Origin of the sequence: Erwinia aphidicola (assembly GCF_024169515.1) — a bacterium.
Classification (GTDB): domain Bacteria; phylum Pseudomonadota; class Gammaproteobacteria; order Enterobacterales; family Enterobacteriaceae; genus Erwinia; species Erwinia aphidicola.
The window spans coordinates 3808117-3834500 of record NZ_JAMKCQ010000001.1; the positions used below are offsets into that span (position 1 = coordinate 3808117).

At 55.4% G+C, this 26384-nt stretch carries 28 protein-coding genes; 12 read left to right on the forward strand and 16 right to left on the reverse strand.

Annotated features, from left to right (window positions below; translation table 11 throughout):
- Positions 1–9 precede the first annotated feature (9 nt).
- Both pyk and J2Y91_RS17935 read right to left on the reverse strand, forming a co-directional pair.
- The gene (pyk, locus tag J2Y91_RS17930) at positions 10–1452 is read right to left on the reverse strand and encodes a pyruvate kinase (RefSeq protein WP_048915836.1); all 1443 of its coding nucleotides are present in this window, start codon (positions 1450–1452) and stop codon (positions 10–12) included.
- Positions 1453–1580: 128 nt separating this feature from the next.
- On the reverse strand, positions 1581–2453 hold the full coding sequence (locus tag J2Y91_RS17935) for a MurR/RpiR family transcriptional regulator (protein WP_048915837.1): 873 nt from the start codon (positions 2451–2453) through the stop codon (positions 1581–1583).
- Positions 2454–2839: 386 nt separating this feature from the next.
- Between J2Y91_RS17935 and zwf the strand changes: the two genes are divergently transcribed.
- A complete protein-coding gene (zwf, locus tag J2Y91_RS17940) occupies positions 2840–4315 on the forward strand; it encodes a glucose-6-phosphate dehydrogenase (protein WP_048915838.1) in 1476 nt (491 codons plus the stop codon).
- A gap of 225 nt (positions 4316–4540) precedes the next feature.
- Positions 4541–5179 (forward strand): bifunctional 4-hydroxy-2-oxoglutarate aldolase/2-dehydro-3-deoxy-phosphogluconate aldolase, encoded by a 639-nt coding sequence (locus J2Y91_RS17945; protein ID WP_048915839.1) that lies wholly within the window; start codon positions 4541–4543, stop codon positions 5177–5179.
- Positions 5180–5238: 59 nt separating this feature from the next.
- On the opposite strand, the gene purT is transcribed toward J2Y91_RS17945, so the two are convergent.
- Complete coding sequence (gene purT / locus J2Y91_RS17950; RefSeq protein ID WP_133623796.1) at positions 5239–6417, reverse strand: formate-dependent phosphoribosylglycinamide formyltransferase; 1179 nt, start codon at positions 6415–6417, stop codon at positions 5239–5241.
- 138 nt (positions 6418–6555) lie between these two features.
- Here purT and J2Y91_RS17955 point away from each other — a divergent pair, with 138 nt between their 5' ends.
- The gene (locus J2Y91_RS17955; RefSeq protein ID WP_133623795.1) at positions 6556–6852 is read left to right on the forward strand and encodes a YebG family protein; all 297 of its coding nucleotides are present in this window, start codon (positions 6556–6558) and stop codon (positions 6850–6852) included.
- Between the two features lie 65 nt (positions 6853–6917).
- On the opposite strand, the gene J2Y91_RS17960 is transcribed toward J2Y91_RS17955, so the two are convergent.
- Positions 6918–7730: a sugar phosphate isomerase/epimerase family protein gene (locus J2Y91_RS17960; protein ID WP_133623794.1), complete on the reverse strand. Its 813-nt coding sequence runs from the start codon at positions 7728–7730 to the stop codon at positions 6918–6920.
- A 170-nt stretch (positions 7731–7900) separates the two neighbouring features.
- On the opposite strand from J2Y91_RS17960, the gene J2Y91_RS17965 reads away from it, so the two are divergent.
- Positions 7901–8551 (forward strand): tellurite resistance TerB family protein, encoded by a 651-nt coding sequence (locus tag J2Y91_RS17965; RefSeq protein ID WP_048915843.1) that lies wholly within the window; start codon positions 7901–7903, stop codon positions 8549–8551.
- Between the two features lie 133 nt (positions 8552–8684).
- Positions 8685–10745 (forward strand): S9 family peptidase, encoded by a 2061-nt coding sequence (locus tag J2Y91_RS17970; protein ID WP_133623793.1) that lies wholly within the window; start codon positions 8685–8687, stop codon positions 10743–10745.
- Here J2Y91_RS17970 and exoX read toward each other — a convergent pair.
- From exoX to J2Y91_RS17985, 3 genes are all read right to left on the reverse strand, one after another.
- Positions 10742–11407 carry an exodeoxyribonuclease X gene (gene exoX, locus J2Y91_RS17975; RefSeq protein WP_133623792.1) on the reverse strand — a complete coding sequence of 222 codons (666 nt, stop codon included), beginning with the start codon at positions 11405–11407 and terminating at the stop codon, positions 10742–10744. The two genes, J2Y91_RS17970 and exoX, sit on opposite strands and share 4 nt — an antisense overlap.
- Positions 11408–11419: 12 nt before the next feature.
- A complete protein-coding gene (locus J2Y91_RS17980; RefSeq protein ID WP_133623791.1) occupies positions 11420–12178 on the reverse strand; it encodes a carbon-nitrogen hydrolase family protein in 759 nt (252 codons plus the stop codon).
- 67 nt (positions 12179–12245) lie between these two features.
- Positions 12246–12476, reverse strand: a complete 231-nt coding sequence (locus J2Y91_RS17985) for a DNA polymerase III subunit theta (RefSeq protein WP_048915847.1) — start codon at positions 12474–12476, stop codon at positions 12246–12248.
- 166 nt (positions 12477–12642) lie between these two features.
- Here J2Y91_RS17985 and copC point away from each other — a divergent pair, with 166 nt between their 5' ends.
- The 4 genes from copC (at position 12643) to J2Y91_RS23065 (ending at position 15019) form a co-directional block, all read left to right on the forward strand.
- Entirely contained in the window at positions 12643–13008 is a 366-nt protein-coding gene (gene copC / locus J2Y91_RS17990) for a copper homeostasis periplasmic binding protein CopC (RefSeq protein WP_048915848.1), read from the forward strand.
- Positions 13008–13889 (forward strand): copper homeostasis membrane protein CopD, encoded by an 882-nt coding sequence (copD, locus tag J2Y91_RS17995; protein ID WP_208864884.1) that lies wholly within the window; start codon positions 13008–13010, stop codon positions 13887–13889. Before copC ends, copD begins: the two co-directional genes overlap by 1 nt.
- A gap of 52 nt (positions 13890–13941) precedes the next feature.
- Entirely contained in the window at positions 13942–14277 is a 336-nt protein-coding gene (locus J2Y91_RS18000; RefSeq protein ID WP_133623790.1) for a YebY family protein, read from the forward strand.
- 535 nt (positions 14278–14812) lie between these two features.
- Positions 14813–15019: a phage tail terminator-like protein gene (locus J2Y91_RS23065; protein ID WP_366521330.1), complete on the forward strand. Its 207-nt coding sequence runs from the start codon at positions 14813–14815 to the stop codon at positions 15017–15019.
- On the opposite strand, the gene J2Y91_RS18005 is transcribed toward J2Y91_RS23065, so the two are convergent.
- From J2Y91_RS18005 to J2Y91_RS18020, 4 genes are all read right to left on the reverse strand, one after another.
- A complete protein-coding gene (locus J2Y91_RS18005) occupies positions 14995–15540 on the reverse strand; it encodes a hypothetical protein (protein ID WP_133623788.1) in 546 nt (181 codons plus the stop codon). The genes J2Y91_RS23065 and J2Y91_RS18005 overlap by 25 nt on opposite strands.
- Before the next feature lie 314 nt (positions 15541–15854).
- Positions 15855–16154 carry a helix-turn-helix domain-containing protein gene (locus J2Y91_RS18010; protein WP_133623787.1) on the reverse strand — a complete coding sequence of 100 codons (300 nt, stop codon included), beginning with the start codon at positions 16152–16154 and terminating at the stop codon, positions 15855–15857.
- Between the two features lies 1 nt (position 16155).
- Positions 16156–16506 (reverse strand): type II toxin-antitoxin system RelE/ParE family toxin, encoded by a 351-nt coding sequence (locus J2Y91_RS18015; RefSeq protein WP_133623786.1) that lies wholly within the window; start codon positions 16504–16506, stop codon positions 16156–16158.
- A gap of 220 nt (positions 16507–16726) precedes the next feature.
- Positions 16727–16879, reverse strand: a complete 153-nt coding sequence (locus tag J2Y91_RS18020) for a Hok/Gef family protein (RefSeq protein WP_133623785.1) — start codon at positions 16877–16879, stop codon at positions 16727–16729.
- 287 nt (positions 16880–17166) lie between these two features.
- Here J2Y91_RS18020 and J2Y91_RS18025 point away from each other — a divergent pair, with 287 nt between their 5' ends.
- Positions 17167–17409: a hypothetical protein gene (locus tag J2Y91_RS18025; protein WP_133623784.1), complete on the forward strand. Its 243-nt coding sequence runs from the start codon at positions 17167–17169 to the stop codon at positions 17407–17409.
- 102 nt (positions 17410–17511) lie between these two features.
- On the opposite strand, the gene J2Y91_RS18030 is transcribed toward J2Y91_RS18025, so the two are convergent.
- Both J2Y91_RS18030 and J2Y91_RS18035 read right to left on the reverse strand, forming a co-directional pair.
- Positions 17512–18630, reverse strand: a complete 1119-nt coding sequence (locus J2Y91_RS18030) for an AI-2E family transporter (RefSeq protein ID WP_133623783.1) — start codon at positions 18628–18630, stop codon at positions 17512–17514.
- A gap of 102 nt (positions 18631–18732) precedes the next feature.
- Positions 18733–19527, reverse strand: coding sequence for a spermidine synthase (locus J2Y91_RS18035; RefSeq protein ID WP_253539132.1), 795 nt, complete (start codon positions 19525–19527; stop codon positions 18733–18735).
- Between the two features lie 200 nt (positions 19528–19727).
- On the opposite strand from J2Y91_RS18035, the gene yjbD reads away from it, so the two are divergent.
- Positions 19728–20021, forward strand: a complete 294-nt coding sequence (yjbD, locus tag J2Y91_RS18040; RefSeq protein ID WP_048915856.1) for a DUF3811 domain-containing protein — start codon at positions 19728–19730, stop codon at positions 20019–20021.
- A gap of 252 nt (positions 20022–20273) precedes the next feature.
- Positions 20274–20921 carry a metallophosphoesterase gene (locus tag J2Y91_RS18045; RefSeq protein WP_133623781.1) on the forward strand — a complete coding sequence of 216 codons (648 nt, stop codon included), beginning with the start codon at positions 20274–20276 and terminating at the stop codon, positions 20919–20921.
- Positions 20922–20951: 30 nt separating this feature from the next.
- Here the strand turns inward: J2Y91_RS18045 and rsmF are convergent, their stop codons facing one another.
- From rsmF to yebS, 3 genes are all read right to left on the reverse strand, one after another.
- Positions 20952–22388: a 16S rRNA (cytosine(1407)-C(5))-methyltransferase RsmF gene (rsmF, locus tag J2Y91_RS18050; RefSeq protein ID WP_099753652.1), complete on the reverse strand. Its 1437-nt coding sequence runs from the start codon at positions 22386–22388 to the stop codon at positions 20952–20954.
- Between the two features lie 89 nt (positions 22389–22477).
- Positions 22478–25114 (reverse strand): PqiB family protein, encoded by a 2637-nt coding sequence (locus J2Y91_RS18055; RefSeq protein WP_133623780.1) that lies wholly within the window; start codon positions 25112–25114, stop codon positions 22478–22480.
- Positions 25083–26327, reverse strand: coding sequence for a membrane integrity lipid transport subunit YebS (gene yebS, locus J2Y91_RS18060; protein ID WP_048915893.1), 1245 nt, complete (start codon positions 26325–26327; stop codon positions 25083–25085). Before yebS ends, J2Y91_RS18055 begins: the two co-directional genes overlap by 32 nt.
- Positions 26328–26384 lie beyond the last annotated feature (57 nt).

Genomic DNA, 26384 nt, shown 5'->3' on the forward strand with positions numbered 1-26384 from the left:
GATGGCGGATTACTCGACGCGCAGTACGCGGCTGGTATTGGTGGTGCCGGTGGTGCTCATCACATCACCCTGAGTGACGATCACCAGATCGCCCGACATCAGGAAACCTTTTTCACGCAGCAGGTTAATGGCGTCGTGCGCTGCCGCTACGCCATCATTGTTGCTGTCAAAGAACACTGGCGTCACGCCGCGATAGAGCGCGGTCAGGTTCAGAGTGCGCTCGTGGCGCGACATGGCGAAGATCGGCAGGCCGGAGGTGATACGCGAGGTCATCAGTGCGGTACGACCGGATTCGGTCATGGTGATAATCGCGGTAACGCCCTGCAGATGGTTGGCGGCATACATCGCCGACATGGCAATCGCTTCTTCGATGTTGTCGAACTGCACGTCGAGGCGGTGCTTGGAGACGTTAATGCTGGGGATTTTCTCCGCGCCCAGGCACACTTTCGCCATTGCTGAAACGGTTTCCGCCGGATACTGTCCCGCTGCGGTTTCGGCCGACAGCATCACGGCATCGGTGCCGTCCAGTACGGCGTTCGCCACGTCCATCACCTCTGCACGGGTAGGCATTGGGTTAGTGATCATCGATTCCATCATCTGGGTCGCGGTGATCACGGAGCGGTTGAGCTGGCGCGCACGACGGATCAGCGCTTTCTGAATACCGACCAGTTCCGGATCGCCGATTTCAACCCCCAGATCCCCCCTGGCGACCATGACCACATCAGAGGCGAGAATGATGTCATCCATCGCTTCCTGGCTGGCAACGGCTTCGGCACGCTCAACTTTGGAGACGATTTTCGCTTCGCAGCCCGCTTCACGCGCCAGGCGGCGCGCATAGTTCAGGTCTTCTCCGCAGCGCGGGAAGGAGACGGCAAGGTAATCAACGCCGATTTTGGCTGCGGTCAGAATGTCAGCCTTATCTTTTTCCGTCAGCGCTTCAGCAGACAGGCCGCCGCCGAGCTTGTTGATGCCTTTATTATTAGATAGCGGGCCGCCAACGGTCACTTCGGTAAACACCTTCATGCCCTGGACTTCCAGCACTTTCAGCTGCACGCGACCATCATCCAGCAGCAGAATATCCCCCGGGACAACGTCAGCCGGCAGGCCTTTATAGTCAATACCGACTTTTTCACGGTCGCCTTCACCTTTACCGAGGCTGGCATCCAGCAGGAAGCGTTCGCCGATATTCAGGAACACTTTGCCCTCTTTGAAGGTTGAAACACGAATTTTAGGGCCCTGAAGGTCACCCAGAATCGCCACATGCCGCCCCAGCTTAGCCGCAATTTCACGCACTTTATCTGCACGCATCTGGTGATCTTCTGCTGTGCCATGTGAGAAGTTCAGACGAACGACATTGGCGCCCGCCGCGATGACTTTTTCAAGGTTGTTATCGCGATCGGTGGCGGGCCCCAAAGTGGTTACGATCTTGGTTCTTCTGAGACGTCTTGACATGTATAACTCCGTTGACTTTGAGTGTGGTGTTGCGGGAGCAAGCACTACTTAGGCTGTATCTCTAGTTATATGATATGGGCCAGATGAATTCGACCCTTTACCGTCGTTACTGATTAAAAAACGGTTAATTACTGGCGCGTCAGAGCAGAAATCAGGCTCTCTTTCTCGAAGCGTGAATCCTTGAGGGCTTCTTTCACCCGCTTCAGGTTATCGCGAAATTTCGCCCCGCGCCGCAGGGTGAAACCGGTGGCCAGAACGTCAATCAGGGTGAGCTGCGCCAGTCTGGAAACCATTGGCATATAGATATCGGTGTCTTCGGGAACGTCCAGCGTCAGAGCCAGTGTGGCCTCGCGGGCAAGTGGCGAGCCGGGAGAGGTGATAGCCAGCACGGTGGCATCATTTTCACGGGCCAGCATTGCCAGTTCGACCATACTTTTGGTGCGCCCGGTATGGGAGATCAGCACCATCACATCGCCTTCACCGCTGTTCATACAGCTCATGCGCTGCATCACAATATCATCTGAATAGATGACGGGGACATTGAAGCGAAAAAATTTATTCATCGCATCGTGCGCGACAGCGGCGGATGCGCCCAGGCCAAAAAAGGCGATTTTCTTCGACTGGGTGAGCAGGTCGACCGCGCGATTGACGGCATTAACGTCCAGACTCTGTTTCACCCGGTCGAGACCGGCCATCGCCGATTCGAAAATTTTGCCGGAATAGGACTCGACGCTGTCATCCTGTTCAACATTACGGCTGACATAGGGCGTGCCGTTTGCCAGGCTTTGAGCCAGCTGGAGTTTAAAATCTGGAAAACCGTTGGCATCCAGACGGTGGCAGAAGCGATTAACCGTCGGTTCGCTGACGCCGGCAGCACGTGCCAGCAGCGCAATGCTGGAGTGCATCGCGGTGGCCGGGGAGGCGAGGATCACTTCTGCCACCTTGCGTTCGGATTTGCTCAAATTTTCCAGTTGTAACTGAATTTTTTCCAGCATATTCATATTGCTACCCGCTCATACATTCTGACGATTTCAATCAAAGGAGAAATCGATGTCATTTTGTAGAGAATATACAATGCGCTACAGGCCCGGTGGCAGTAGCATAACGACAATACTTTACATTTTTTGCCAGAGTTTGAGCTGTGTCTGATTTTCACAACTGTAATAACAGTAACAAAAATGTCGAAAAATTACGCACAAACTGAGTGCCACCCCCTGAGGTTTGTCACTAAATTAGGCATTGGTTGAATACATTGTGCCTGAGTGCGTCCGGCTGGTTTACGCGGACCGGGCAAAAGCAGTACATTGTATTGAAACAAAATTACAATAAGAGTCTGTCTGACTACGCAATTTTAGGGACAGGCTAATCCTGCAACGAGGAGAATGAAATGGCGGTTACACAAACAGCCCAGGCATGCGATCTGGTCATTTTCGGTGCCAAAGGCGACCTTGCACGCCGGAAACTGTTGCCCTCACTGTACCAATTAGAAAAAGCCGGTCAGATCCATGAGGACTCCCGCATCATCGGCGTTGGCCGCGCTGAGTGGGATAAAGCAGCCTATACCAAGGTGGTGCGTGAAGCGCTGGAAACCTTCATGAAGGAGAAAATCGACGAAGCGCTGTGGGATAAGCTCAGCAACCGCCTCGATTTCTGCAACCTGGATGTGAACGACAGCAGTCATTTCCCCCGCCTCGGTAAGATGCTGGACCAGAAAAAACGCGTCACTATCAACTATTTCGCGATGCCACCAAGCACTTTCGGCGCGATCTGTAAGGGGCTGGGCACTGCCAAGCTGAATGCGCACCCGGCGCGCGTAGTGATGGAAAAACCGTTGGGCACTTCGCTGGCGACCTCGCAGGAAATTAACGATCAGGTCGGTGAGTACTTCGACGAGAGCCAGGTTTTCCGTATCGACCACTACCTCGGTAAAGAGACGGTGCTTAACCTGCTGGCGCTGCGTTTTGCTAACTCGCTGTTTGCTTCCAACTGGGATAACCGCACCATCGACCACGTGCAGATTACCGTGGCCGAAGAAGTGGGAATCGAAGGCCGCTGGGGTTACTTTGACCAGGCTGGCCAGATGCGCGATATGATCCAGAACCACCTGCTGCAGGTTCTGACCATGGTGGCGATGTCACCGCCGGCGGACCTCTCTGCCGACCGTATCCGCGACGAAAAGGTGAAAGTGCTGCGCTCCCTGCGCCGTATTGACCACACCAACGTGCGTGAAAAAACCGTGCGTGGCCAATACACGTCCGGCTTCGTGCAGGGCAAAAAAGTGCCTGGCTACCTGGAAGAAGAGGGAGCGAACAAAACCAGCACCACGGAAAGCTTCGTCTCTATCCGCGTGGATATCGACGACTGGCGCTGGGCGGGCGTGCCGTTCTACCTGCGTACCGGTAAGCGTCTGCCGACCAAATGTTCTGAAGTGGTGGTCTACTTCAAGAATCCGGCGCTGAACCTGTTCAAAGATACCTGGCAGGAGCTGCCGCAGAACAAACTGACCATTCGCCTGCAGCCGGATGAAGGCATGGATATTCAGATCCTGAATAAAGTGCCTGGCCTGGACCACAAGCACAACCTGCAGACTACCAAGCTGGATCTGAGCTTCTCAGAAACCTTCAACCAGTCGCACCTGGCAGATGCCTATGAGCGCCTGCTGCTGGAAACCATGCGCGGTATTCAGGCACTGTTCGTGCGCCGTGATGAAGTGGAAGAGGCGTGGAAGTGGGTCGACTCGATTATGGATGCCTGGGCTGCCGATAAAGAAGCGCCTAAGCCTTATCAGGCGGGCACCTGGGGGCCGGTGGCTTCCGTCGCGATGATCACCCGCGATGGTCGCTCATGGAATGAATTCGAGTAGTTCATGCCTGAACAGTAAAACCCGCTGCGGCGGGTTTTTTTATGGTCAAAATTCAGATTCATTAAAAATGAACCTCCATTTTAAAAATAACCAGGTGGCATAGACGCCTGCGGGCTTTCTCCTGTATGGTAGAGCACGCAATCATATTCCTGACGCTGTAGGCGTCACTTTTGCCTGCAACGATCCGCCAGGACGGGAGGCAGGCCCGACAGGAGAAGGTCACAGATGAGTCACTGGAAAACAAGCGCAGAACAGATCCTCACCACCGGCCCGGTCGTTCCGGTTATCGTAGTCAACAAGCTGGAGCACGCGGTACCGATGGCGAAAGCGCTGGTGGCGGGCGGCGTGCGCGTGCTGGAAGTGACGCTGCGTACTCCCTGTGCGATGGATGCCCTGAAAGCGATGGTGCGTGAAGTGCCGGAGGCGATTGTCGGTGCAGGGACGGTGTTAAACGCTCAGCAGCTGCAGGAAGTGACCGATGCTGGCGCGCAGTTTATTATCAGCCCGGGGCTGACTGAACCGCTGCTGAAGGCGGCCGTTGCCGGCTCTGTGCCGCTGATCCCCGGTATCAGTACCGTGTCTGAGCTGATGACCGGTCTTGATTATGGCCTGCGCGAATTTAAGTTCTTCCCGGCGGAAGCTAACGGCGGCGTGAAAGCCCTGCAGGCCATTGGCGGCCCGTTCCCGCAGGTGCGTTTCTGCCCGACGGGCGGGATCTCTCCGGCAAACTATCGCGACTATCTGGCGCTGAAAAGCGTGCTCTGCATCGGTGGTTCCTGGCTGGTGCCCGCCGACGCGCTGGAAGCAGGGGATTATGAGCGTATTACCCAGCTGGCGCGCGAAGCGGTGGCGGGCGCACGTTAAGCGAGCAGAGATGAAAAAAGGGCGCTGATATCAGCGCCCTGAGTTTTACCGCCTGCCAATTACCCGCTGACTTTAACCTGAGCAGCCGCTGCGACGGCACGCTGTACCGCATCATCAATATCATGACCGGTGGCCAGCGCCACGCCCAGCCGACGCTTACCCTGAATTTCCGGCTTGCCAAACAGGCGCAGCTGTAAACCCGCCCCGAGTGCTGCTGACAGATTGCCAAACTGCACGTTAGTGCTGTCCAGTTCTGGCAGGATCACTGCCGATGCCGCCGGGCCGTACTGACGAATGCCGCCAACGGGCAGGCCAAGGAAGCCACGCACGTGCAGCGCGAACTCGGAAACATCCTGCGAAATCAGCGTGACCATCCCGGTATCGTGCGGGCGCGGGGAGACTTCGCTAAACACCACCTCATCACCACAGACAAACAGCTCCACGCCAAACAGGCCGCGACCGCCAAGGGCGGTAACCACTTTCTTCGCAATATCCTGCGCGCGCTGCAGAGCCAGTTCGCTCATCTGCTGCGGCTGCCAGGATTCGCGGTAGTCGCCATCTTCCTGACGGTGGCCGATGGGCGCACAGAAGTGGATACCGTCAACCGCATTAATGGTCAGCAGCGTAATTTCAAAATCAAACTTCACCACGCCTTCAACGATGACGCGGCCCGCGCCGGCACGGCCACCCTGCTGGGCATATTCCCAGGCGGCATCCAGCTGCGAAGCTGTGCGAATAAAGCTTTGACCCTTGCCGGATGAGCTCATGACGGGCTTGACGATGCACGGGAAGCCAATCTCATCAGCCGCTGCGAGAAAGGCTTCACGGCTGTCGGCGAACTGGTAGGTTGAGGTAGGCAGCGCCAGCTCTTCTGCCGCCAGGCGGCGGATACCTTCGCGATTCATGGTCAGCTTCGCCGCGCGGGCGGTGGGCACCACGTGCTGGCCCTGTTTTTCCAGCTCGATTAGCATATCGGTGGCAATCGCTTCGATCTCCGGCACCACAAAGTCCGGTTTCTCCTGGGCGACCAGCGCAGCCAGCGCGGCGCCATCCAGCATGTTGATAACATGACTGCGGTGCGCAACGTGCATTGCCGGGGCATCTGCGTATCGGTCAACGGCGATAACTTCCACGCCCAGACGCTGGCACTCCAGCGCCACCTCTTTGCCCAGTTCACCAGATCCTAACAGCATTACGCGGGTTGCTGCAGGGCGCAGCGCGGTTCCAAGAGTCGTCATAATCTCTACCTGAATGGATTAAAAAAACGCGCGCAGTATAAACGAAAACGTTTGCGTATTCATCCGGCAGTTTGCACTTGAGTCAAAAAAGCGCCGCTGCTATACTGTATAAAAATACAGTTAAACGGGACGAAAATCATGGCTGTTGAGATCAAATACGTTGTCGTCAGAAAAGGTGAGGAAAAGATGACATTTGCCAGCAAGAAAGAAGCCGATGCCTACGACAAGATGCTCGACATGGCGGAAGTGTTCTCTGACTGGCTGAGCGCCAGCCCGCTGGAGATAGACGAGCAGCAGGGCGAGGCGCTTGGCCTCTACCTGGCCGAGAATAAAGACGCGCTGCAGCAGATCCTGCGCACCGGCAAGCTGCCGGAAGAGAGCAGCGCGGCCGACGGCAGCGAAGACGTCGCCGAAGGCAAACTGCGCGCGGTTTAACCTGCTCTGTAGGGGTCAGGCATGCCTGACCCTGACCCTGACCCCTGGGGACGCATGCTTCAACCCTACAGTACACCACGCAGGGCATTCATTGCCGCTGCTGCCGTAGCAAACGGATCGGCCGCCTTACGCCGATCGTTAAACACCTCCAGTCCTATTGGCCCGCGGTAGTCAATCTTCTGCAAATGGCCCAGTAAATCCTCCAGCGGATAATGGCCCTCTCCCGGCAGCAGGCGCTGATGACGGGCGACATCAACCAGACTGCCATCTTCCGGCTGCTTGTCGAGGTCGGAGAGCTGCACCAGATAAATTTTGTCTGCCGGAATACCCACCAAATCTTCAACGCTGCGCTGGCGCACAAATATATGAAAGGCATCAACGACCAGCCCCAGATTGGGCGCATCGATGCGCTTCACCAGCTGCCAGGCGGCGGCGGTGTTATTGATCTGCTGGCTCCAGGCCATCGCTTCATACGCCACGCGTAATCCCCGCCCGGCGGCCTGCGCCACCAGCCAGCGCAGATCGTCTTCCACCCGTTCAGCCTGGCAGCGCGCATGGGTTGAGGCGGGAACCAGTACGGTAGATGCCCCCAGCTGCTGTGCCGTGGTCATCATCCGCAGGGCTTCTTGGCGCTTGCTGTCGCGCAGATCGTCCGGCGCGCCGTCAAAGTCCAGCAGAACCTGATAATCGGTCAGACCAAGCGAGCGCGAACGGCATAACGCCGTCAGACTTTCCACGCCACCTTCTGCTGCCTCAACATCCTGCTGCCACAATTCAACCTGAGCGAAACCTGCCTGGGCAGCGGCTGCAAGCTTTTCCTGCGGGTTGCCCCCTAACAGTACGGTATTGATAAAGAGTGGATTGGTTGAAAATCTCATGTGGCTCCTTAAGCTGTTTTCCCCTGGCCTTTTAAAATAGGAACAAATTACCGTCTCCACCAGCAGGGGAACGGTAACAAACAGTGAAAATTTTAGCGCCTTTTCATGCTTTGACGTTTCCTGACGCGGGGTCACCTATTGTGGTGTTTTCTGGCAATGAAGGAGTGAGTATGAGCAACTGGCTGCAACAGATTCAGACGGTATTAGGCAAAGCGGGTAAATCGTCCGGTGGTGAAGGCCTGAGCAAGATGCTGGCGCCCGGGGCACTCGGCGGGCTGGCTGGATTACTGATTGCCAGTAAGTCATCGCGTGGATTGCTGGCTAAATACGGTAAAAATGCGCTAATCATTGGCGGCAGCGCCGCCGCAGGTGCCGTGCTGTGGAATAAATATAAGCAGCGCGTCAGCGAAACGCATCAGGATGAGCCGCAGTTCGGCCAGCAGAGCACGCCTGTCGATCGCCGCGCTGAACGACTGATTGAAGCGCTGGTGTTCGCGGCAAAAAGCGACGGGCATATTGATGCAGAAGAGCGCAAAGCCATCGATCAGCATATTCACCAGTCGGGATTGGGCACGCAGGCCGAGCAGATTGTTCAGCGCGCCATCGACCGGCCACTGGACCCGAATACGCTGGCTGCGGATGTGAAAAATGAAGAGGAAGCGCTGGAAGTCTATTTCCTCAGCAATCTGGTGATCGACGTCGACCACTTTATGGAGCGCAGCTACCTGCAGGCGCTGGGCGATGCGTTGAAAATCCCCGCCGACGTGCGGCAGTCGATTGAAACGGATATCCGCGCCGAAAAACAAAAACTTCCTGCCTGAACCTGAAGGCGGTGAAGTTATCGCCTTTCAGCTCATCCCCCGTGCTGATTGCCAGATTGTTCGCCATAACCCCTTGGCAATCAGCCTGGTTGCTGCCAACCTTACAGACAGACACAGCAACCGCGAAGATAATATGACACCTCCTAAAGCACAAAAAATCCCTCATGTGATGTCGCTGCACGGCGATACGCGCACCGATAACTACTACTGGCTGCGCGACGATGAGCGTGAAAACCCGCAGGTGCTGGCGCATCTGCGCGCTGAAAATGATTACTGCAAAGCGGCATTACTGCCGCAGCAGGCGCTACAGGCACAGCTGCTGAAGGAAATTGTCGAGCGCATCCCCCAGCGTGACCATTCAGTGCCCTATGTGAAAAAAGGCTACCGCTATCAGAGCCGCTATGAAGAGGGCAATGAGTACACCCTCTATACCCGCCAGCCTGCTGAGACCACAACCCCGGACGTCTGGGATACGCTGCTGGACGGCAACGAGCGTGCCGCTGACAGCGAGTTCTATACCTTAGGCGGCGTGGCGATCAGCCCGGATAACCAAGTGATGGCGGTGGCGGAAGATTTCCTCTCGCGCCGGGTGTATGGCATCCGCCTGCGCAATATACGCAGCGGGGAGTGGTATCCGGAGGTGCTGGAAGGCGTGGCTTCCAGCATGACCTGGGCGGCCGACTCGCGCACGCTCTACTATGTGTTGAAAGACAAAAAGACGCTGCTGCCTTATCAGGTCTGGCGCCATACGCTTGGGACGCCGCAGTCGCAGGACCAGCTGGTGTATGAGGAGCTGGACGATACGTTCTACGTCAGCGTTTATAAGACCACCTCTGAGCAGTTTGTGGCTATTGCGCTTGGTAGCAGCACCACCAGTGAGATCCTGCTGCTGGATGCTGAGCAGCCGGATGCGCAGCCGCAGGTTTTCAGCCCGCGCCGCAAGGATCACGAATACAGCGTGGATCACTACCAGCAACAGTTCTATATACGTTCCAACCGCGAAGGCAAAAATTTCGGCTTATACCGCAGTGAGCGTTTCGAGGAGCAGCACTGGCAGACGTTGATTGCCCCGCGTAACAACATCGTGCTGGAGGGTTATGCGCTGTTTCGCGACTGGCTGGTGGTGGAGGAGCGCGAGCGTGGGTTGACCAGCCTGCGGCAGATCAACTGGCAGAGCGGGGAGAGCAGCGCCATTGCTTTCGATGACCCGGCCTATGTCACCTGGATCGGCTACAACCCCAGCCCGGACAGCAGCAAGCTGCGCTATGGCTACTCCTCAATGACCACACCCGATACGCTGTTTGAGCTGGATCTCGACAGCGGCGAGCGCGAAGTGCTGAAGCAGACCGAAGTGAAGGGGTTTGATGCCGGTAAGTACCTCAGCGAGCGTCTGTGGATCAGCGTGCGTGATGGTGTTGAAGTGCCGGTATCGCTGGTTTACCGCAAGGACAGCTTTACGCCGGGCAGCAATCCACTGTTGGTTTATGGCTATGGTTCCTACGGCAGCAGCATGGATGCCGACTTCAGCGCCAGCCGTCTCAGCCTGCTTGACCGTGGTTTTGTCTTTGCCCTGACACATATTCGCGGCGGGGGTGAGATGGGCCAGCAGTGGTACGACGATGGGCGTCTGCTGAATAAGCTCAACACTTTTCACGACTTTATCGACATCACCCATGCGCTGGTGGAAAAAAGTTACGGCGATCCGGCAAAACTGTATGCCATGGGCGGTAGCGCCGGTGGCCTGCTGATGGGAAGCGTAATGAATATGGCGCCAGAGCGCTTCCACGGCATCGTCGCGCAGGTACCGTTTGTTGACGTTGTCACCACCATGCTGGATGAGACGATCCCGCTGACCACCGGTGAGTATGATGAGTGGGGTAACCCCAACGACGAAAAGTATTACCACTACATCAAACAGTACAGCCCGTATGACAACGTCAGCGCCCAGGCCTATCCGCACCTGCTGGTGACGACCGGGCTGCATGACTCCCAGGTGCAGTACTGGGAACCGGCAAAATGGGTGGCAAAACTGCGCGAGCTGAAGACCGATGACAACCTGCTATTGCTGGACACCGATATGGATTCCGGCCACGGCGGTAAATCAGGACGTTTTAAAGCGTATGAAGGCGTGGCGCTGGAATATGCGTTTCTTATCGCGCTGGCGACCGGACTGCTGCCCGGTCAGAACGCTTAATCAACCGCGCTCAGCGCCCGCTGCATAGCACTGCGTAAGTCGGGCTTCAGATCCGTGATATTTTTTAGCATCCATTTTAAATATCCCGGATCTTTCTTCGCCACTTCATCCACTTTCTGCCCACGATATTTGCCGAACGGGAAGGTATTTACCGAGCCCTGCACCTGCATACGGCGCACCATCTCGGCGGCATCCCAGCCGCTAAACGACATAATGCGGATCAGTAAAGCGGCCGTGACGTAGCAGTCGTACAGCGCGCGGTGGGCGTGCAGATCGGCAGGGGGCTCGACGTCCAGCTGCAGCGTCTCGCGCAGCGCCTGGTTACTGTATTTGAGGCCGGGCCACAGGCGGCGAGACAGCGTCATGGTGCAGATCCACTCACCGTGCATCTCCGGCAGCATGCGGCGGTCAAAGCTGGCGTTATGCGCCACGTAATGGCTGCTGCCGTGATAGCGACCGATAGCCTCTTCGATGGTCGGTTTACCGTGCACCATCGCTGGGGTAATTCTGTGGATCGCCATCGCCTGGTGGCTGATAGGGCGGTCGGGGGAGATCAGGTCGCTCATCGGATTGACGATCTGCCCGTCCACCACATCGACTGATGCCACTTCGACGATGCCACCCTGCAGCCCGCAGGTTTCCGTGTCTATCACGCGTAACATAACTTCTCCCGTTTACAGATTTGACGGGCAGGGTAACGGATGTGCCTCTCCCTGCCAATGGCTGGCGTTGCGCCGGGCAACAATCAGCTGCTCACCCTCGCCGCCGCGCACTACCTGGCGACCGCTCTGATCCCAGAAAGCGCTTTTTCCGGCGCAGATATAACCCCCGCTCGGCCACGCATGGTTGGCCATAACGATCGCCATTTTATACTCGCGCGACCAGTGGGCAAGGTACTCGCAATCGGTCTCGTAGCCGTTCTCTGACACCAGCACGCTGGTAGCATAGAGATCGGCACCGCGGTGAGCGGCATCACGGGCATACTCCTCCACGCTGATATCGGCGCAGATGGCGATGGCGACATGGTGATGCTGATAGCCAAACAGCGGCAGGGCTTCGCCCCGGGTGAATATCTGCTGCTCCGGGCCAAAGAGATTGCGTTTACTGTAGGCGAGACGGGTGCCGTCCGGCAGGAAGGTCAGTGCCGAAAGGCGCACGTTTTTACCACTTTGCAGCGGCAGGCCGATGCTAATCCCCATCTGATGCTCCTGCGCGGCATCGGCGAAGGCTTGCAGACGCGGATCGTCAGTGCTCATCGCCAGTTTCGCCATCAGCGGCAGCTCATACCCCGTCAGGGAAAGTTCAGGAAACATCAGCAGATCAACATGGTGTACAGCGGCGTAGCGGACAAATTCGAGGTGGTGCTGAAGGTTCCAGGCAATATCCCCTGGACGTGAACCTGACTGTGCTGCAGCGATAGTCCAACTGGACATAGGTGCTCCCCCGAGACGAGAAAGTAGGTGTCTTATCTCAACCGAAGCGGGAGCAAAACGCAAGTCGCTATTTTTGCTTGGGTTCCCAGGGCAGGCGGGAGAGTGAAAGTGAGGCCTGACGATAATGCATCAGACGCTGGCGAAACCAGTCACGCAGCGCTTCTGGCTGCTCGCGCTCAACCATTTCGGCGATGACCGGCATGTTATAACGCTCTTTAAACGCCACGCCTGCGGCGGCCAGATCAACGTTAACCTTATCTTTCTCATCCTGCGGCAGCGTGGCCAGATTGTAACTCATAATGTCCTCCCGATGGTTTGTGGCAGAAAGTAATGCAGAAGGCACGGATTAGCAAGTTTCAGCGTGGATTGATAGCTGCTATCACCTCGACACTGGTTTTTAAGCGGAGTATTCTTTCGGCCTCAGGCAGCAAGGTGCTGCGCATTGTTAAGGATAATTGCGATTCATGCGTAACTTCTTCAAGATCTCCGGCTTACTTACTGCCGCTCTTTTTGCCCAGCAGGCTTCTGCTCATGCACATCTTAAAAGTGAATACACCTCGTTAAATCCGGCGGGCAGTCAATATCCCAATGCGCTGACCATCCAGTTTACTGAAAATGTCGAGCCGGCGTTTAGCGGCATCGTCGTGACCCATATGGATAACTCGCCGTTGCCGCAGCTAAAGGCGAAACGCGTTCCAGGCCAGCGCGACACGCTGCGCGTGCAGTTCAAGCAGCCGCTGAAAAGGGGTGAGGAGTATAAGGTCAGCTGGCACGTATTGTCAGTAGATGGTCATAAGACAAAAGGGAACTACACCTTTAGCGTGCCGTAATGATCTCACTGGCAGGCGTCTACATCCTGTGCCGTTTTGTGCACTTCAGCGCGCTGATGTCGCTGGCGGGGGCGGGTGCCATGACGGTTATGCTGGCCCCGGAGCACTATCGCCAGCCACTCAGCCAGCGGCTGATGCCGCTGATGCGCGCTGCCAGCTGGCTGACGTTCCTGAGCGCGCTGCTACTGCTGGCCGCGCAGACCGGGCTAATGGGCGATGGCTGGCAGGATATTCTCGATGGGGAAACCTGGCTTGCCGTGCTGCAAACCCGGTTCGGCCTGGTCTGGCAGGGCCAGTTAGCCTGCGCGCTGCTGGGCTGCCTCGCACTTTGGCTGCGCGGCAGTGCGCGCCAGACGGCCCTGTTGCTCATGGCGCTGACACAGCTCGCCGGCCTGGCATTTGTCGGGCACGCGGCAATGCTTGAGGGCTGGATGGGCGTGCTGCAGCGCACTAACCAGATGGTGCATCTGATTGCTGCCGCATTCTGGGCGGGAGGACTGGTGCCGGTGGTGCTGCTGATGCGCTTAGCACGCCAGGATAAGCCGCAGTATGAAGCGATTTGTACCATGATGCGCTTCTCGCGCTATGGCCATCTGGCGGTTGCGCTGGTGCTGATAAGCGGCATGGTCAACGCGCTGCTGATCCTTGGCTGGCCGCCCGGCAGTTTCCGCCTCTACAGTCAGCTGCTGCTGTTAAAAACCCTGCTGGTGGCGGCGATGATAGCCATCGCCCTGTTTAACCGCTACTGGCTGGTGCCGCGCTTTCAGCGCAGCGGAGAAGGGGCGCAGCAACATTTTATGACCACCACGCTGGCTGAGATAGCGCTGGCGGCGGCGGTCGTGCTGACGGTCAGCGTGTTTGCCACGCTGGAACCGTCATAAGCCCGATGATTATTCACATGGCAGATTAAGTTTTATTGTTTGAGGTATAGAGATGAAAAAGTTGGCACTGTTATTGGTAGCACTGGGCGTTAGCAGCAGCGCAATGGCCGGAATTGAAACCGTCAGCCGCTTTGAGATGGGCAAAGACAACTGGCCGTTTACCCGCGAAGAGATCATGCTGAGCTGCGAAAAGGGCAACGTGCTGTTTGCCATCAATGACGGCACGCTGGTGCAGTATCCGCTCAACGCCGAGGCCGAGGCGAAGGTGAAATCCGGCCAGTCAAAAGGCTTCCCTATCGACAAGATTCTGGCAGACGATCCCACTCATCCCGGCGAGAAGAAAAGCCTGGCGCCTATCATCGCCCGCGCCGAAAAACTCTGTCGCTGATCCTCAGCGCTGGCGCATCTGTCGCGGTTCGCCAGCCTGGATTTCTGAGCGGTTAACTCGTGCCGCGCAGCAAAACCCTCTGGTTATATGCAGCCGGGATCACAGCGCTAACAATCAGTTGCCGGGCTGTTGACAACTGGCTGGAAATCCCCCACTTCTGGTCTACCTTTTAAAGTGCAAGGCGTAACCGCCTGCATAAATGCCAACTTTTAGCGCACGGCTCTGAAAAGAGCCATTTCCCTGGACCGAAGACAGGAATCGTCTTCGGTCTTTTTTTAACCATTAGAATAGTATAGATATTTTCTCGTGAAAAACGAAATTACACGAAAAATCCACGAAAACACATTTCCCGGTCTAAATGATAGTGTACTCTCGACCGCGCCCGTCGATGTACTCATCTGTTTGTTCAACATTCCTATGCCCGAGTAACTTTTGTGCGAATTCTTCACCACTTTGCTTGTTGTAAAGCCCGCCACACCCTCTACGGTTAATCTTGCTAAAGTACAAGGTGAACTAAGGCGTTTATCAGGTGAAAGTGGTTATCCCGGCAGCTCAGAGCAGAGCTGAGGGAAAGGAAATTGCCGCAGGTATTGAAGCGCTGTTAGAGAATGGCACGGAAATGGAGGGGGAGGGCTTCGTCTGTTACATGATCGGGGAACCCGCGCAGTATGCGGGCGTTCCCACGACAACCAGATTCACAATCCCCGTCAGCATGAATTATCGCATCGACAATCGTAATTGATGCATGGGCGCAAGTAATGGAGTTAAAATGGCCTTGCAGTCGGTAAATGCTCGTTGAATATGACGATTCATATATAATACTTGTGGTCCAATTTGAAATGCTATGTCATCATCATATTTCGACTCCAATCGTGTGCTGTTTACTTGAAGTATAATGCCTTTGCCGTAACAAGTATTGAAAGTTGCTTTTACACCCTCTGCTGTAAGCATGTGTTGATCAGCATCGATATGACACATCGCATCACGACAGTGTTTAATAGCATCAAATACGTCCGAAACATTTTTCCTCGCGGATGTCGGGTGAGTGAAGGGAGTTATGTCCTCCGAAAAACAAATTTTATGATTAATGCCTTTGCATTTATGCATTAAATCGTTGACCAGGATTAGTAATTCGATGAATGCAGAGCGGAAGAGTGGATTTCCACGATTAGTTTCTTCAAAAATCCCAGTGTTTAATAAATCCTCAGCTCTGATAATTGATGAGCATATATCTGTCTGAGTAAAAAAATCAAAGTTTGACATAAAACTACCTCTTTTAATGATTACTAACCTTATATTACCACAGGAGTGCTAAAATGAGCTTTGCTTTGCCCAACGGCGCGACCACTGCCTGATTTTGAGGGTAGGGACGTCTTGGGGTTCGCATTTAGTTCGATGGACTGGCGGGTTAGTACCTCTTATGCAGAAGATTTTGGCGGACGCGTATTTTGGTCAGCTAAAAAATAAGGTAATAGCGGGTTACGTGAATGTTGAGGCAGATTTGTGTAGTGGCATGCTGTAATCACGTCACAAGTTGATTGCTGGCGCAGGCGCGCCAGCAATAGACTTTTGGTGCCTTACATAGTTAATTCAAGGTGTTTTCCGTTAGGGAGATCAATAGAAACATTGAGAGTCCCACCGATAGCTTCAACATATCGCTTCAGGGTCGAAACTTTAATCTCTGCGCCACGCTGTTCCATCGCCGCCACTGTCGGCTGTGCGATACCCATAGCTTTACCTACGCCGGTTTGAGACGCTTCTGCCGCCTCTCTCAGTTGGTCGAGTCTTGTAACTATCAATAGCTCGTTTGTTTTCTCTTTGATGCGCTGCTGGCCTTCTGGAGAGCGTTTAGCCATCAGTTCTTTTAAATTTGCCATCTCATTTCTCCAGGCTATCTAAATGTTTTTGGTACTCTCTATCGGCTAGTTTTATCATATCAGCATAAAACTTAGCCTCGTTGACCCCACTCTTATCACCAGCACACAACGCTATAGCATTTCGTTCAGGGTCAAATGCAAAAAATGCTCTGATGGGGTCGCCTTTGTGTTGTACTCGCAACTCTTTCATATTCTTAAATATAGAGTCACGTACAGTGTCAACAAAAGGACGTCCAAGATTTGGCCCTCCGGCCTCAATCAGCCCCAACCCCGCCAGTATATCTTCCTGTAGTTCTTCCGTCTGACTATCAAACCACTTATCAAATAGGTCCGAAGTATTAACTTCCCACATCCTGTGCTCCTTATAGCCTAAAGGCTATAGAGTTAATGTATAGCCCAGGGGCTATGATGTCAATTTGCCGTCCAAACTATTTTTTGGCTTCCACTCTGATAACAGAGTGTCCAGATATGACTTTAATTTTAGACCTCAAAACGATCCTGGAATGAGAAGGGTGCTTAAGCGCTAACAGCCCAACAACAAAGTGGCGGGGATTGCTCCCCGCCGGTTGCCATCACGATTTGGATTCGTAAGCCATAAAGACGGCAACCTCCGTATGGTCGGTTCGGATGCGTACCTCACAGAGGTCTTTCCTGCTGACCAGCACGACCGCAATAGCCGCGATGATAATCAGAGCGGTGACCGTAATCACCCATTGCTGCTTCATGGTTGCGTCTCCTTGCCTTTCGGCACGCAAGAAGCTAACCTAATGTTGTGGAGCATTAGAGATGGCCTCATTTTGATTAAGAGTCAAAGTGGGGCTTTTCTCTTTCTGCCGTCTGCAACATGCTTAAGGCAGAAAGCCTCAAGCACCCGCCGATAAAATACTCCCGTCTGGCTAATTAATCTCATTCATCAAACAAATTTGCGTAGCGCCTCGTAAATATGGCAGGTAATATTACCTGTAAAATTAACGTAAACAGGTTATTTAATTAACCTTATAAGGTTCATGCAATGGGAACAGTGTTAGGTTTTATGGGGTTAATTTTGGGTGCATGGGCGGTTCGCAGCATCTGTATGAAGCAGCAAAATAATGTATTGAAAGCCGTTAAAGCGCTCCTCGCGGCAGTGTACTTTCTGGGGGCAGGCGGATTGGGGGGGACGAATGAGAAGATGTTCCCAACGGCTATAGTCATGCTGCTGGTGGGGGCCGCCGTGATGCTCTATTCAAACTGGGCAGCAAAGAAGGTGGCTTAAGTGCTAATAGCCCTAATTTAAAAACAGAAATTACGTAGCGGCTCATAAACCGACAGCGAAAAGCCAAATAAAAAACGGGGCCTTATTCAGCCCCGTGACTTATTACTCGATCTCTTTTTCCGGATGGTTTTGACCCTCTTCCATAAAGTCGCGATCGATTTCGTCGGTATTACCTCGATGGTCGCGGCCTGAAAGCAGATTCCAGCAGGAGATAAACAGCGCGGCGATCAGCGGTCCGATAACAAAGCCGTTAATACCATAAATCTCCATACCACCCAGCGTGGTGATCAGGATCAGGTAGTCCGGCATCTTGGTATCTTTGCCGACCAGCAGCGGGCGCAGGATATTATCAATAAGGCCAATCACCACCACAAAGAAGAAGGTCAGGATCACCCCTTTAACGATTGCCCCGGTAAAGAAGAAGTACAGCACTACCGGCAGCCAGATAATCGCGGAACCCACCGCCGGAATAATCGACAGGAACGCCATTAGCGAGCCCCACAAAATACTGCCCTGAATCCCGGCAAAGAAGAAGGCGATACCGCCGAGCGCACCCTGTACGGCGGCAACCACCACCGTACCTTTTACCGTGGCGCGAGATACCGCGGCAAACTTCACAAACAGATGCTGCTTCACATATTGTGAAAGTGGGATCGCGTCCAGCGCCAGGCTAACCAGGTAAGCGCCATCCTTCAGCAGGAAGAACAGCAGGTACAACATGATGCCGAAGCCAACGGTAAAGCTGAAGGTGCTTTTACCGATCATCATCAGGCTACCCGCAAAGAACTGCCCGCCCTTCATCGCCACGCCGGAGAGTTTTTCCTGAATAGCACTGGCATCGTTCAGATTGTTTTCGGCAAGGAAGTGACGCAGCCAGTCGGGAAGATGGTTGATCACCCCGGCCGCGGCAGAGGTCAGTTCACTCTGGTTATTTTGGATGCGGTTGTATAACGCATTGAATTCCAGCGCCAGCGATGAGGCGACGATGGCCAGCGGAATGAATACAATCAGGCAGATAATTACCAATGAAATCAGTGAAGCGAGGCCGTTACGGTCACCCAAATGCTTCCTGATTTTCGTTTTCAGCGGGTGGAAGATAATCGCCAGGATGGCGGCCCACAGAATGGCGGAGAAATAGGGTCCCAGGATGTGTAAAAAAGCGAACGTGGTGATCGCCAGTATGAAGATGAAAAATCCCTTACTTAAGCCCTTAATGATCATTGATTGGTCTCTGTTATTAAAATGCTATCTGGTTACGCGCTAAAAGTAGACCAGCGGCGGGTTTACGGCAATAACGTGCGCAACATAAAACGAAAAGAGTCGTTACGGCCGGGAGCCTGGCCAGCGGTAGACCTTTTGCGCCAGCAGGGAAAAGTCACTCTGAAACAGCGCACCACTTTTCTTCATCCGGTCGGGCAGCTCAGACAAGGGTGAAGGACAGTGCTCACGGCTGGCATAAATCACCACATTCCCGCTCGGAGTCGAGCAGTACAGTACGGTGCTGAACAGGGAGGTTAGCGCATCGGAAAAGGCAGAATCCTCATCGGGGGCCGTTTGGTGATTAAGCACCAGCCAACCCCCCGGCTGCAGGGCCTGGGCGCAGTGGCGCAAAAAGGCGCGCGTCGACTGCAGGGGAACCGCTGCGCTGGCGGAGTAGAGATCGGAACAGATGAGCGAGTAGTGGCCTTTCAGCGCGTTGGCGATGAACCGTGCAGCGTCGTCTACCTGATAGCGAATATCGTTGCTCAGCGGCAAACAGAAGTAGCGCTTCGCCACGTCAACCACGGCCTGGCGCAGCTCGACCACATCGATAGCAATGGCGGGATTGTGCGCATGCAGCGCGCGCACCAGACAGCCGCCGCCCAGCCCGAGCAGCAGAACCTTATCCAGCGGCGTGAGCGCTGCCGCCATCAGCATCGCGCTGATGTATTTATGCACCGGCAGCTCAGGGCGGCTCTTCTGCATCTTGCTTTGCTCAAAGACCCGGTCAAAGCTCATCAGTCGATAAATCTTATTATCGATCACCGAAACTTCTCCCTGCTCATCTTCAACGCTGGCGACCAGCTCTCCACGAATGCGAAACAGCGGGGATGAGTTATAGAGTTGGGCATCTGACATTTTAATCACTCCTTAAATGCACATCTTTCCTGATTATGCCGCCACATCTTCACATTTTTGCGGGTAAATGGGCAACCTTAGTCAAATTCGCACTACAAATGACATCACTGCTTGTAGATCGTCACGCAGCACTTTACGATGTCAGGTGGCCCGGCGCCGCGGATACCCGCAGCGCTGAATACTGGCCGGGAGCCTGTTGCATGAAAAGCGAGAAAGAGATATCCATCGATCAGTTTACCGAAGAAGAGAAAGGGTTGGTGGAGCAGCGGGTGAAAACATTGACGGACAAATTAAGTCATGTTGCCAGTAAGAAAGAGGAAAAAGAGATCCTCAAAGAGGCGAAACGCCTGGTAATGAAAGAGCGCGTGATGCGCGAGAGCAGCAAAGTTGTGCTGGCGAAGAAACCGCGTAAGCCCTCCGCGGCGAAAGAGAGTGAAGTAAAAGAGTTTAACTGGACTGCATCGCTGCGTAAGAATCCGCGTGCGTTAAAATAATTGAATCTCGGGCCGCAAAGGCCCTTGTCACCATGATCCTGCCTGAGTCAGTCACCCGACCACAATCAGATGTACCATCCGCGCCAACACTTCAATAATCAGCAAACTGCCAATCGTAATTAGCACCAGCGTGAAATAAAACTGCTTACGGTTATTCATGACGCTGGAGTCCCTGTCTGGCTGAAAGGCTATACTTTATCGCAAATTCACTAAACCAGGCGTCAATATGTGCCGATAAGAAAGGTTTAAGCGATGCTTTACCACTATTTAAACGGGGAAAACTGGCGGCATATTTTCATCGTTGGCGATCTGCACGGCTGTCGTGACATGTTGCAGCAGCAGTTAGCTGCTCTTCATTTCGATCAACAGCGGGATCTGGTCATCGGCGTAGGTGACTTGATCGACAGAGGTCCCAACAGTGCAGGTTGCCTCGCGCTGCTGCATCAGCCGTGGTTTCGCTGCGTGCGCGGCAATCATGAACAGATGGCGCTGGATGCGCTGAGCGGGGCGGGCAGTCAGATGTGGCGCCGCAACGGCGGCGACTGGTTTTACTCCATGAAGGGTTTACCGGTGCTGGAAGTGAAACGCAATTTGTTACGTTGTCACGAATTGCCACTGATTCTTCACCTGCAGCTGGCAGAGCGCGTCGCGGTTATCGCGCACGCTGACTATCCGGCGGAAGAGTATGCCTGGGGCAAGGAGATCGATACGGAGGCTGTGCTGTGGGGGCGCGAGCGCGTTGCAGCAGCGCAGCGCGGTAAAGGGGCAAGAATCCGCGGTGCCGATGATTTCTACTTTGGTCACACGCCGCTCCCGGCGCCGCTGAATGCCTGGAACCAACACTACATCGATACCGGCGCAGTGTTTGGTAATAACCTGACGCTGGTCCAGGTGCAGTAATGATGCGGCCTGATGACAGGCCGCAGGCTGTTACACGCTGAACAGTTTGCCGTCGCGCACCAAATCGCGCGGGTAGTTGTTTTTAATCCGGCTGCCCACCTTTTTGGCAATGCCAATCGCCTGCTGCTGATAGCAGACAATCACCTCGTCAGCAGGCAGGTCGCGTTCAGGATAGATATCGCGCCCGCGATACCACTCTTCCGCTTCGCTGCTGGTCAGTTCGAACGCGTTTGCCGCGTGAGGATCCGCCAGCGCAATCGCGGCTTCATGCTGCCAGCGCCAGCCTTTCGGGAATGTTTCCGCCAGCTTCAGGCCGATACGTGAGAAACGGACGCGCCCAAGCCACGGCTCCATCGCACGCGGGAACAGCCACAGCTCCTTATCACGCTGCCACAGCGACAGTTCATCGCTCCAGTTCAACCCGGCTTTTGCTGCGGCATCTGCCACGTCCTGCTGCTGCTTGCGGTTAAGCGGGCTAAAGGGCGGCTTGCCCACTTTATAGCCTGGAGCGGGCAGGCGCGGCACGCTTTCCAGCTTGCGCAGGCGGGCGACGAAGAAGCCTTCGCTGTCAAAAATATGCGGGAAGACGTGCAGAAACCCTTCCGCGGTGGCGGCCTGCTGCGCGCCGCTAAACAGCTGGTCGAGCGGCTCGATTTCAACGGCACCGGGATACTCGGCGAGCAGCCACTCAATGACCTGCTGATTCTCACTGCGGTTTAACGTGCAGGTGGAGTAAACCAGGATACCGCCAGGTTTCAGCGCGTGAAACGCGCTGTTGATCAGCTCCCGCTGGGTGGCGGCGATGTCGGCAGTGCTGGCTTCCGACCAGTTGCGCAGCGCATCGGGATCTTTGCGGACAACCCCTTCACCGGAACAGGGGGCATCCAGCAGCACCGCATCGAAACACTCGGGCAATGCAGGGCCAAATACCCGGCCGTCAAAGTGGGTCATGGCGCTGTTGCTGACGCCGCAGCGGCTGAGGTTAGCGTGCAGCACTTTCACCCGGCTGGCGGAGTATTCGTTGGCGAGGATGGTGCCTTTGTTCGCCATGCGCGCCGCAATCTGGGTGGTTTTAGAGCCCGGTGCGGCAGCGACGTCCATCACGCGTTCCGGCTGGCTACCGTTGGCAAACAGCGCGCTTACCGGCAGCATTGAGCTGGCCTCCTGGATGTAAAACAGCCCGGCAAGGTGCTCTGCCGTACTGCCCAGCGGCAGCGCATCCGCATCGTCGCGGCTGATCCAGAAACCCTCTTCGCACCACGGGATCGGCGTGAGCGCCCACTGCCAGGGCGCAACCAGCGCCAGGAAGTCATCAACGCTGATTTTCAGCGTATTAACGCGCAGGCTGCGGCGCAGCGGCTGCTGGCTGATAGCAATAAAGCGATCGAAGTCGTTCGCATCCGGCAGCAGTTGCTGCATCCGATCGAGAAAAGGCTGCGGGAAAAACACGCGGGAAGAGTGAGGCACAGGCAGGATCCACAGGAAAAAATGTGCGCGCAGTTTAGCACAGGGGGGCAGGTAAAAAAATTGGGCAGCGAAGGCTGCCCAATAGGAGGTTACTGCGGCAGGGCGGTTCCCCACTTGCGCCAGTCCTTCGGCTCTTCATCTTCCAACAGGAAGTGTTTACCCGAATTCGCCTGCGGCGCCAGCGGCACCGTTGGCGGCGTGGCAAAGGCAATGCCACCCTGGATAAACTGCTGGAAGGTGCCGGTTTTCACCACGCCGCCAATCAGGCCAAACTTGAGGTTGTAGCCGGAAGCCAGCCAGAACACCGAGTTGTTCCGTACCAGATGTTGATATTTCTTGCTGATGCGCAGAGTGATCTGCACGCGGTCGGCCATCGAGCCGAGAGACGTTCCGGTCACGGTACCCACTTCGATACCGCGGAACAGCACCGGGGTTCCGACCGTCAGAGAACCTCCCTCCGGCGCATCCATCACCACATTCAGGCCATCAAGGTAGCGTGCGTCGGTAATGGTTGATTCCTGCAGTTCGAAGCTGCGCTGAGGGCGCCCTTTACCTGGGTCAACGTTAATGTACGGCTGCAGCAGCGTCTCCAGATGGTTGACCCCCGCCGCCGAGATCTGCGGTGAAACGACCGAGAAGCGCGAGCCGAGACGGGCAAAATCTTTGACGTATTCAGGGTAGAGCACCGCTTTGGCGATCACCTGATTATTACCTTCGCCGAGCGCCAGCGATTCCAGCTGACCAATAGTGATGCCAAGGTAGCGGATCGGCAAACCCGGCGAAAGTTTGCTGGCGTCGTAAGTGCGCAGGGTGATCTGGCTACCCACCGCACGCGCGGCGGTTTCGGAATCATACAGCGTGCGTTTGTCCTGGCGGGTCAGGCCCACTCCGGCGCCGGTAAGATTTTCGAAGCTGATCGCCCCTTTCAGCGCGCGGTTAAGCGGCGAAGCCTGCACCGTCAGACCGCTGCCGTTAAGCTGCACGCGCGCCCCGCCTTCAGCCCAGAACACGCTACTTTGGGTCAGCAGCCGGCGATATTCCGGCTTGATATGCACATTAACGTCGAAGGCATCGGCACGCGGCGTAACGCTGACGATTTCACCGACCTGGAATTTACGGTAAAGCACCACGGAACCGGCCTGGATATCCGGCAGGCTGGTGGCCGTCAGGGTGAGGGTAGTTGGCAAGCGATCGCCGACCACCCCTTCAGCGGCTTTTTCCGCATTAGCATACAGTGGGTAAGTTTTTTTCACTTCGCCTTTGCTGCCGGGATCAAGGCGAATACCGCCGTCCACCCACTCACGGGCGCTGGCACCCAGCACTTCCATGCCATCAATACCGAGCTTGACGTCGAGACGGCTGTTAATGATGAACTTGCTGTCGCCGTGGACGAGGTCGCGATAGTCCGCGGCCACCGCCACGTTAAAGGTGACGCCTTTTTCATTCAGCGTGCGCTTAATCACCTGGCCGATGCGCATGCCGTGCAGCATCAGGGGCTGCCCGGCGTCAATGCCGTAGCTTTCCGGGGCGGTGAGGGTGATCTCCAGCGCATTCGGCTGCTGCAGCAGCGACTCATTGCTTGGCAGCACCACGAAATGGTCCTGCGGCGCGCCGTCGCCGGGGATCAGTTCAAGGGTATTGCCGGTCAGCAGGCTGCTCAGGCTGCTGTCAGTCAGGCTGATTTTCGGGCTGCGCATCTCAATGCGCGTTCCGCTGCGCATCAGGCCGGTGACGGAAGGATCCAGCGTCAGCTCACCGCTGACTTTGCCGTTGTCCTGCAGCGTCATTTTGGTCAGTGAACCCACTTCAAGACCCTGATACATCAGCGGGGTGCTGCCTTCCTTCAGGTTTTTACCGTCCGGCAGGTCGAGCAAAATTTTCACGCCGCGCTGGCTCTGCGCCAGGTCAGGGTAGAGGTTATAGTTGTCCTCGCTCTTCGCCGGCTGCGATGCCTGCGGTGAATCGAAAGCCACTGCGCCATTGACCAGCGCGGCAAGGCTCTCCAGCTGCACTTTAGCCCCACTCAGACCCACATCGGCCTTAACGCCGGAGACATTCCAGAATCGACTCTCTTTTTTCACCAGATTGGTAAAGCGACGCTCAATCAGCACGTCAATCGTGACCCCTTGATTACCGGAGTTGATGCTGTAGTCATACACGCGGCCAACCGGGATTTTGCGGAAGTAAACCAGTGAACCGCTATTCAGCGCGCCGAGGTCAGGGGCGTGAAGGTGGATCATCATTTCGCCGGTATTTAAGCGGTATTTGGGCTGGGTATCGAGCGCGGTAAAGTTTTCACGCGGTTCCCCCTTCTTGCCCGGCATCATGCCGATGTAGTTGCCGCCTACCAGCGCATCCAGACCCGAAACGCCGGCCAGCGAGGCTTTCGGCGTTACCAGCCAGAACTGCGTATCCTCACGCAGTGCGCCTTTCATATCGCTTTTAATGCTGGCCTTGATCTTAATGGTACGCAGGTCGTCGGTCATGCTGATGCCCTGCACCAGCCCGACTTCGACGCCCTGATAGCGTACCGGCGTGCGGCCCGGCACAATGCCGTCCGCGGTGGCGAAATCAATGGTCACCGTGGTGCCGCGCTCCTGGTAATTTGACCAGATAAGCCAGCCGGCAATCAGCAGGGCAATAAAGGGCAGCAGCCAGAATGGCGATATTTTTCGCCGATTTTTGACGCGTGCATTAGTCGGTGTAGTCGGCGTTTCCTGTTGCATGAGCATCCCAAAGTAAACGGCTATCCAGCCACTCAACGGCAAGAATAGTGAGTATGACCGCTGAACCGAAATAGAAGGCAGCCGGTCCCATAGTAAAAGCTAAAAGCTGGTCGCGATTAACCAGCGACATCGTTAGTGAAATGACGAACAGGTCGAGCATCGACCAGCGCCCCACCCACTGCACCACGCGCAGCAGGCGGATGCGGGTTTTCAGCCCTTGCTCACATTTGAAGTGAATACTGAGCAGCAGGGTCACCAGGACGATAACTTTGGTAAACGGCACCAGAATACTGGCGACGAACACCACGATAGCCACCGGGATATTGCCAGAGGCGAGCGAGAGAATACCAGAAAGAATGGTGTCATCCTGGCGAGAGCCGTTGAGATAGATGACTGAAATCGGCAGCAGATTAGCCGGGATCAGAAAAATAATTGAGGCGATCAGCGCCGCCCAGGACTTCTGCAGGCTGAAATGACGGCGGAAATAGAGCCGCGTGTGGCAGCGCGGGCAGCGGCCACGCTCATCGGCCACGCCGGTATGGTGGCAGCTCAGGCAAACCTGCAGCTGGGCAATCGGCACATTTGGATGAGGCTGCGGATAGAAACGGTGCCACAGCTGTTCAACGTTAAGGTGAATCAGCGTCAGCAGGCTGAGAAGCGTCAGAGAGATAAATGCCACCAGCCCAAGGCCCGGCGTAATGGCGGCATAGTCCTGCACCTTTATTGAGGCAACGGCAACGCCGACCAGGTAGATATCAAGCATCACCCACTCTTTCAGGCGGTCAAGCATCAGCAGCACCGGCCGCAGGTTCATGCCCAGCTTGTCACCGAAATAGAGGTAGCCAATAGAGACGACCAGCGTCAGCGGGGCGCCAATCGTGCAAAATGCCACCATTGAAGCGGCAATGACGTCACCTTCCCTGGTCATCTGCATGATGCCGCCCAGCAGGCTGGCGTAAATGTTGGTGCCGAGCAGCCGGATTGACATCAGCGGCTCATTGAAAGCGAAAGGCATCAGCAGCAGCATCGTCACCGCCATGGCGGTCAGTCGCGTCATCGACCAGTCCCGGCCATTCAGGATGCGCGCATTGCAGCGCGGGCAGTGCGCAGACTGGCTTGATTTAACATCTGGTAAGGAAAAAAGGGTATCGCATTGGGGACATCGCTGATAACGTGCCTGTGGCAGAGCATGACTTATGGCGTGTATTTTCATATTCCCGATCGTGCTTTGGCCCAACAGCGCAGGTGCAGGGCAGGTTAGGCTGATTAA

Coding starts and splice junctions, on each gene's coding strand:
- yebS (WP_048915893.1), bottom strand. CDS start 26,327: ATGAAAATACACGCCATAAGTCATGCTCTGCCACAGGCACGTTATCAG.
- pyk (WP_048915836.1), bottom strand. CDS start 1,452: ATGTCAAGACGTCTCAGAAGAACCAAGATCGTAACCACTTTGGGGCCC.
- J2Y91_RS17980 (WP_133623791.1), bottom strand. CDS start 12,178: ATGTCCAGTTGGACTATCGCTGCAGCACAGTCAGGTTCACGTCCAGGG.
- J2Y91_RS17960 (WP_133623794.1), bottom strand. CDS start 7,730: ATGAGATTTTCAACCAATCCACTCTTTATCAATACCGTACTGTTAGGG.
- exoX (WP_133623792.1), bottom strand. CDS start 11,407: ATGTTACGCGTGATAGACACGGAAACCTGCGGGCTGCAGGGTGGCATC.
- J2Y91_RS18030 (WP_133623783.1), bottom strand. CDS start 18,630: ATGATCATTAAGGGCTTAAGTAAGGGATTTTTCATCTTCATACTGGCG.
- J2Y91_RS17955 (WP_133623795.1), top strand. CDS start 6,556: ATGGCTGTTGAGATCAAATACGTTGTCGTCAGAAAAGGTGAGGAAAAG.
- purT (WP_133623796.1), bottom strand. CDS start 6,417: ATGACGACTCTTGGAACCGCGCTGCGCCCTGCAGCAACCCGCGTAATG.
- copD (WP_208864884.1), top strand. CDS start 13,008: ATGATCTCACTGGCAGGCGTCTACATCCTGTGCCGTTTTGTGCACTTC.
- J2Y91_RS17985 (WP_048915847.1), bottom strand. CDS start 12,476: ATGAGTTACAATCTGGCCACGCTGCCGCAGGATGAGAAAGATAAGGTT.
- J2Y91_RS18055 (WP_133623780.1), bottom strand. CDS start 25,114: ATGCAACAGGAAACGCCGACTACACCGACTAATGCACGCGTCAAAAAT.
- J2Y91_RS17965 (WP_048915843.1), top strand. CDS start 7,901: ATGAGCAACTGGCTGCAACAGATTCAGACGGTATTAGGCAAAGCGGGT.
- J2Y91_RS18005 (WP_133623788.1), bottom strand. CDS start 15,540: ATGTCAAACTTTGATTTTTTTACTCAGACAGATATATGCTCATCAATT.
- J2Y91_RS18010 (WP_133623787.1), bottom strand. CDS start 16,154: ATGGCAAATTTAAAAGAACTGATGGCTAAACGCTCTCCAGAAGGCCAG.
- yjbD (WP_048915856.1), top strand. CDS start 19,728: ATGAAAAGCGAGAAAGAGATATCCATCGATCAGTTTACCGAAGAAGAG.
- J2Y91_RS18025 (WP_133623784.1), top strand. CDS start 17,167: ATGGGAACAGTGTTAGGTTTTATGGGGTTAATTTTGGGTGCATGGGCG.
- J2Y91_RS18015 (WP_133623786.1), bottom strand. CDS start 16,506: ATGTGGGAAGTTAATACTTCGGACCTATTTGATAAGTGGTTTGATAGT.
- J2Y91_RS17945 (WP_048915839.1), top strand. CDS start 4,541: ATGAGTCACTGGAAAACAAGCGCAGAACAGATCCTCACCACCGGCCCG.
- J2Y91_RS17970 (WP_133623793.1), top strand. CDS start 8,685: ATGACACCTCCTAAAGCACAAAAAATCCCTCATGTGATGTCGCTGCAC.
- copC (WP_048915848.1), top strand. CDS start 12,643: ATGCGTAACTTCTTCAAGATCTCCGGCTTACTTACTGCCGCTCTTTTT.
- J2Y91_RS18045 (WP_133623781.1), top strand. CDS start 20,274: ATGCTTTACCACTATTTAAACGGGGAAAACTGGCGGCATATTTTCATC.
- J2Y91_RS18000 (WP_133623790.1), top strand. CDS start 13,942: ATGAAAAAGTTGGCACTGTTATTGGTAGCACTGGGCGTTAGCAGCAGC.
- J2Y91_RS18020 (WP_133623785.1), bottom strand. CDS start 16,879: ATGAAGCAGCAATGGGTGATTACGGTCACCGCTCTGATTATCATCGCG.
- zwf (WP_048915838.1), top strand. CDS start 2,840: ATGGCGGTTACACAAACAGCCCAGGCATGCGATCTGGTCATTTTCGGT.
- J2Y91_RS17935 (WP_048915837.1), bottom strand. CDS start 2,453: ATGAATATGCTGGAAAAAATTCAGTTACAACTGGAAAATTTGAGCAAA.
- J2Y91_RS18035 (WP_253539132.1), bottom strand. CDS start 19,527: ATGTCAGATGCCCAACTCTATAACTCATCCCCGCTGTTTCGCATTCGT.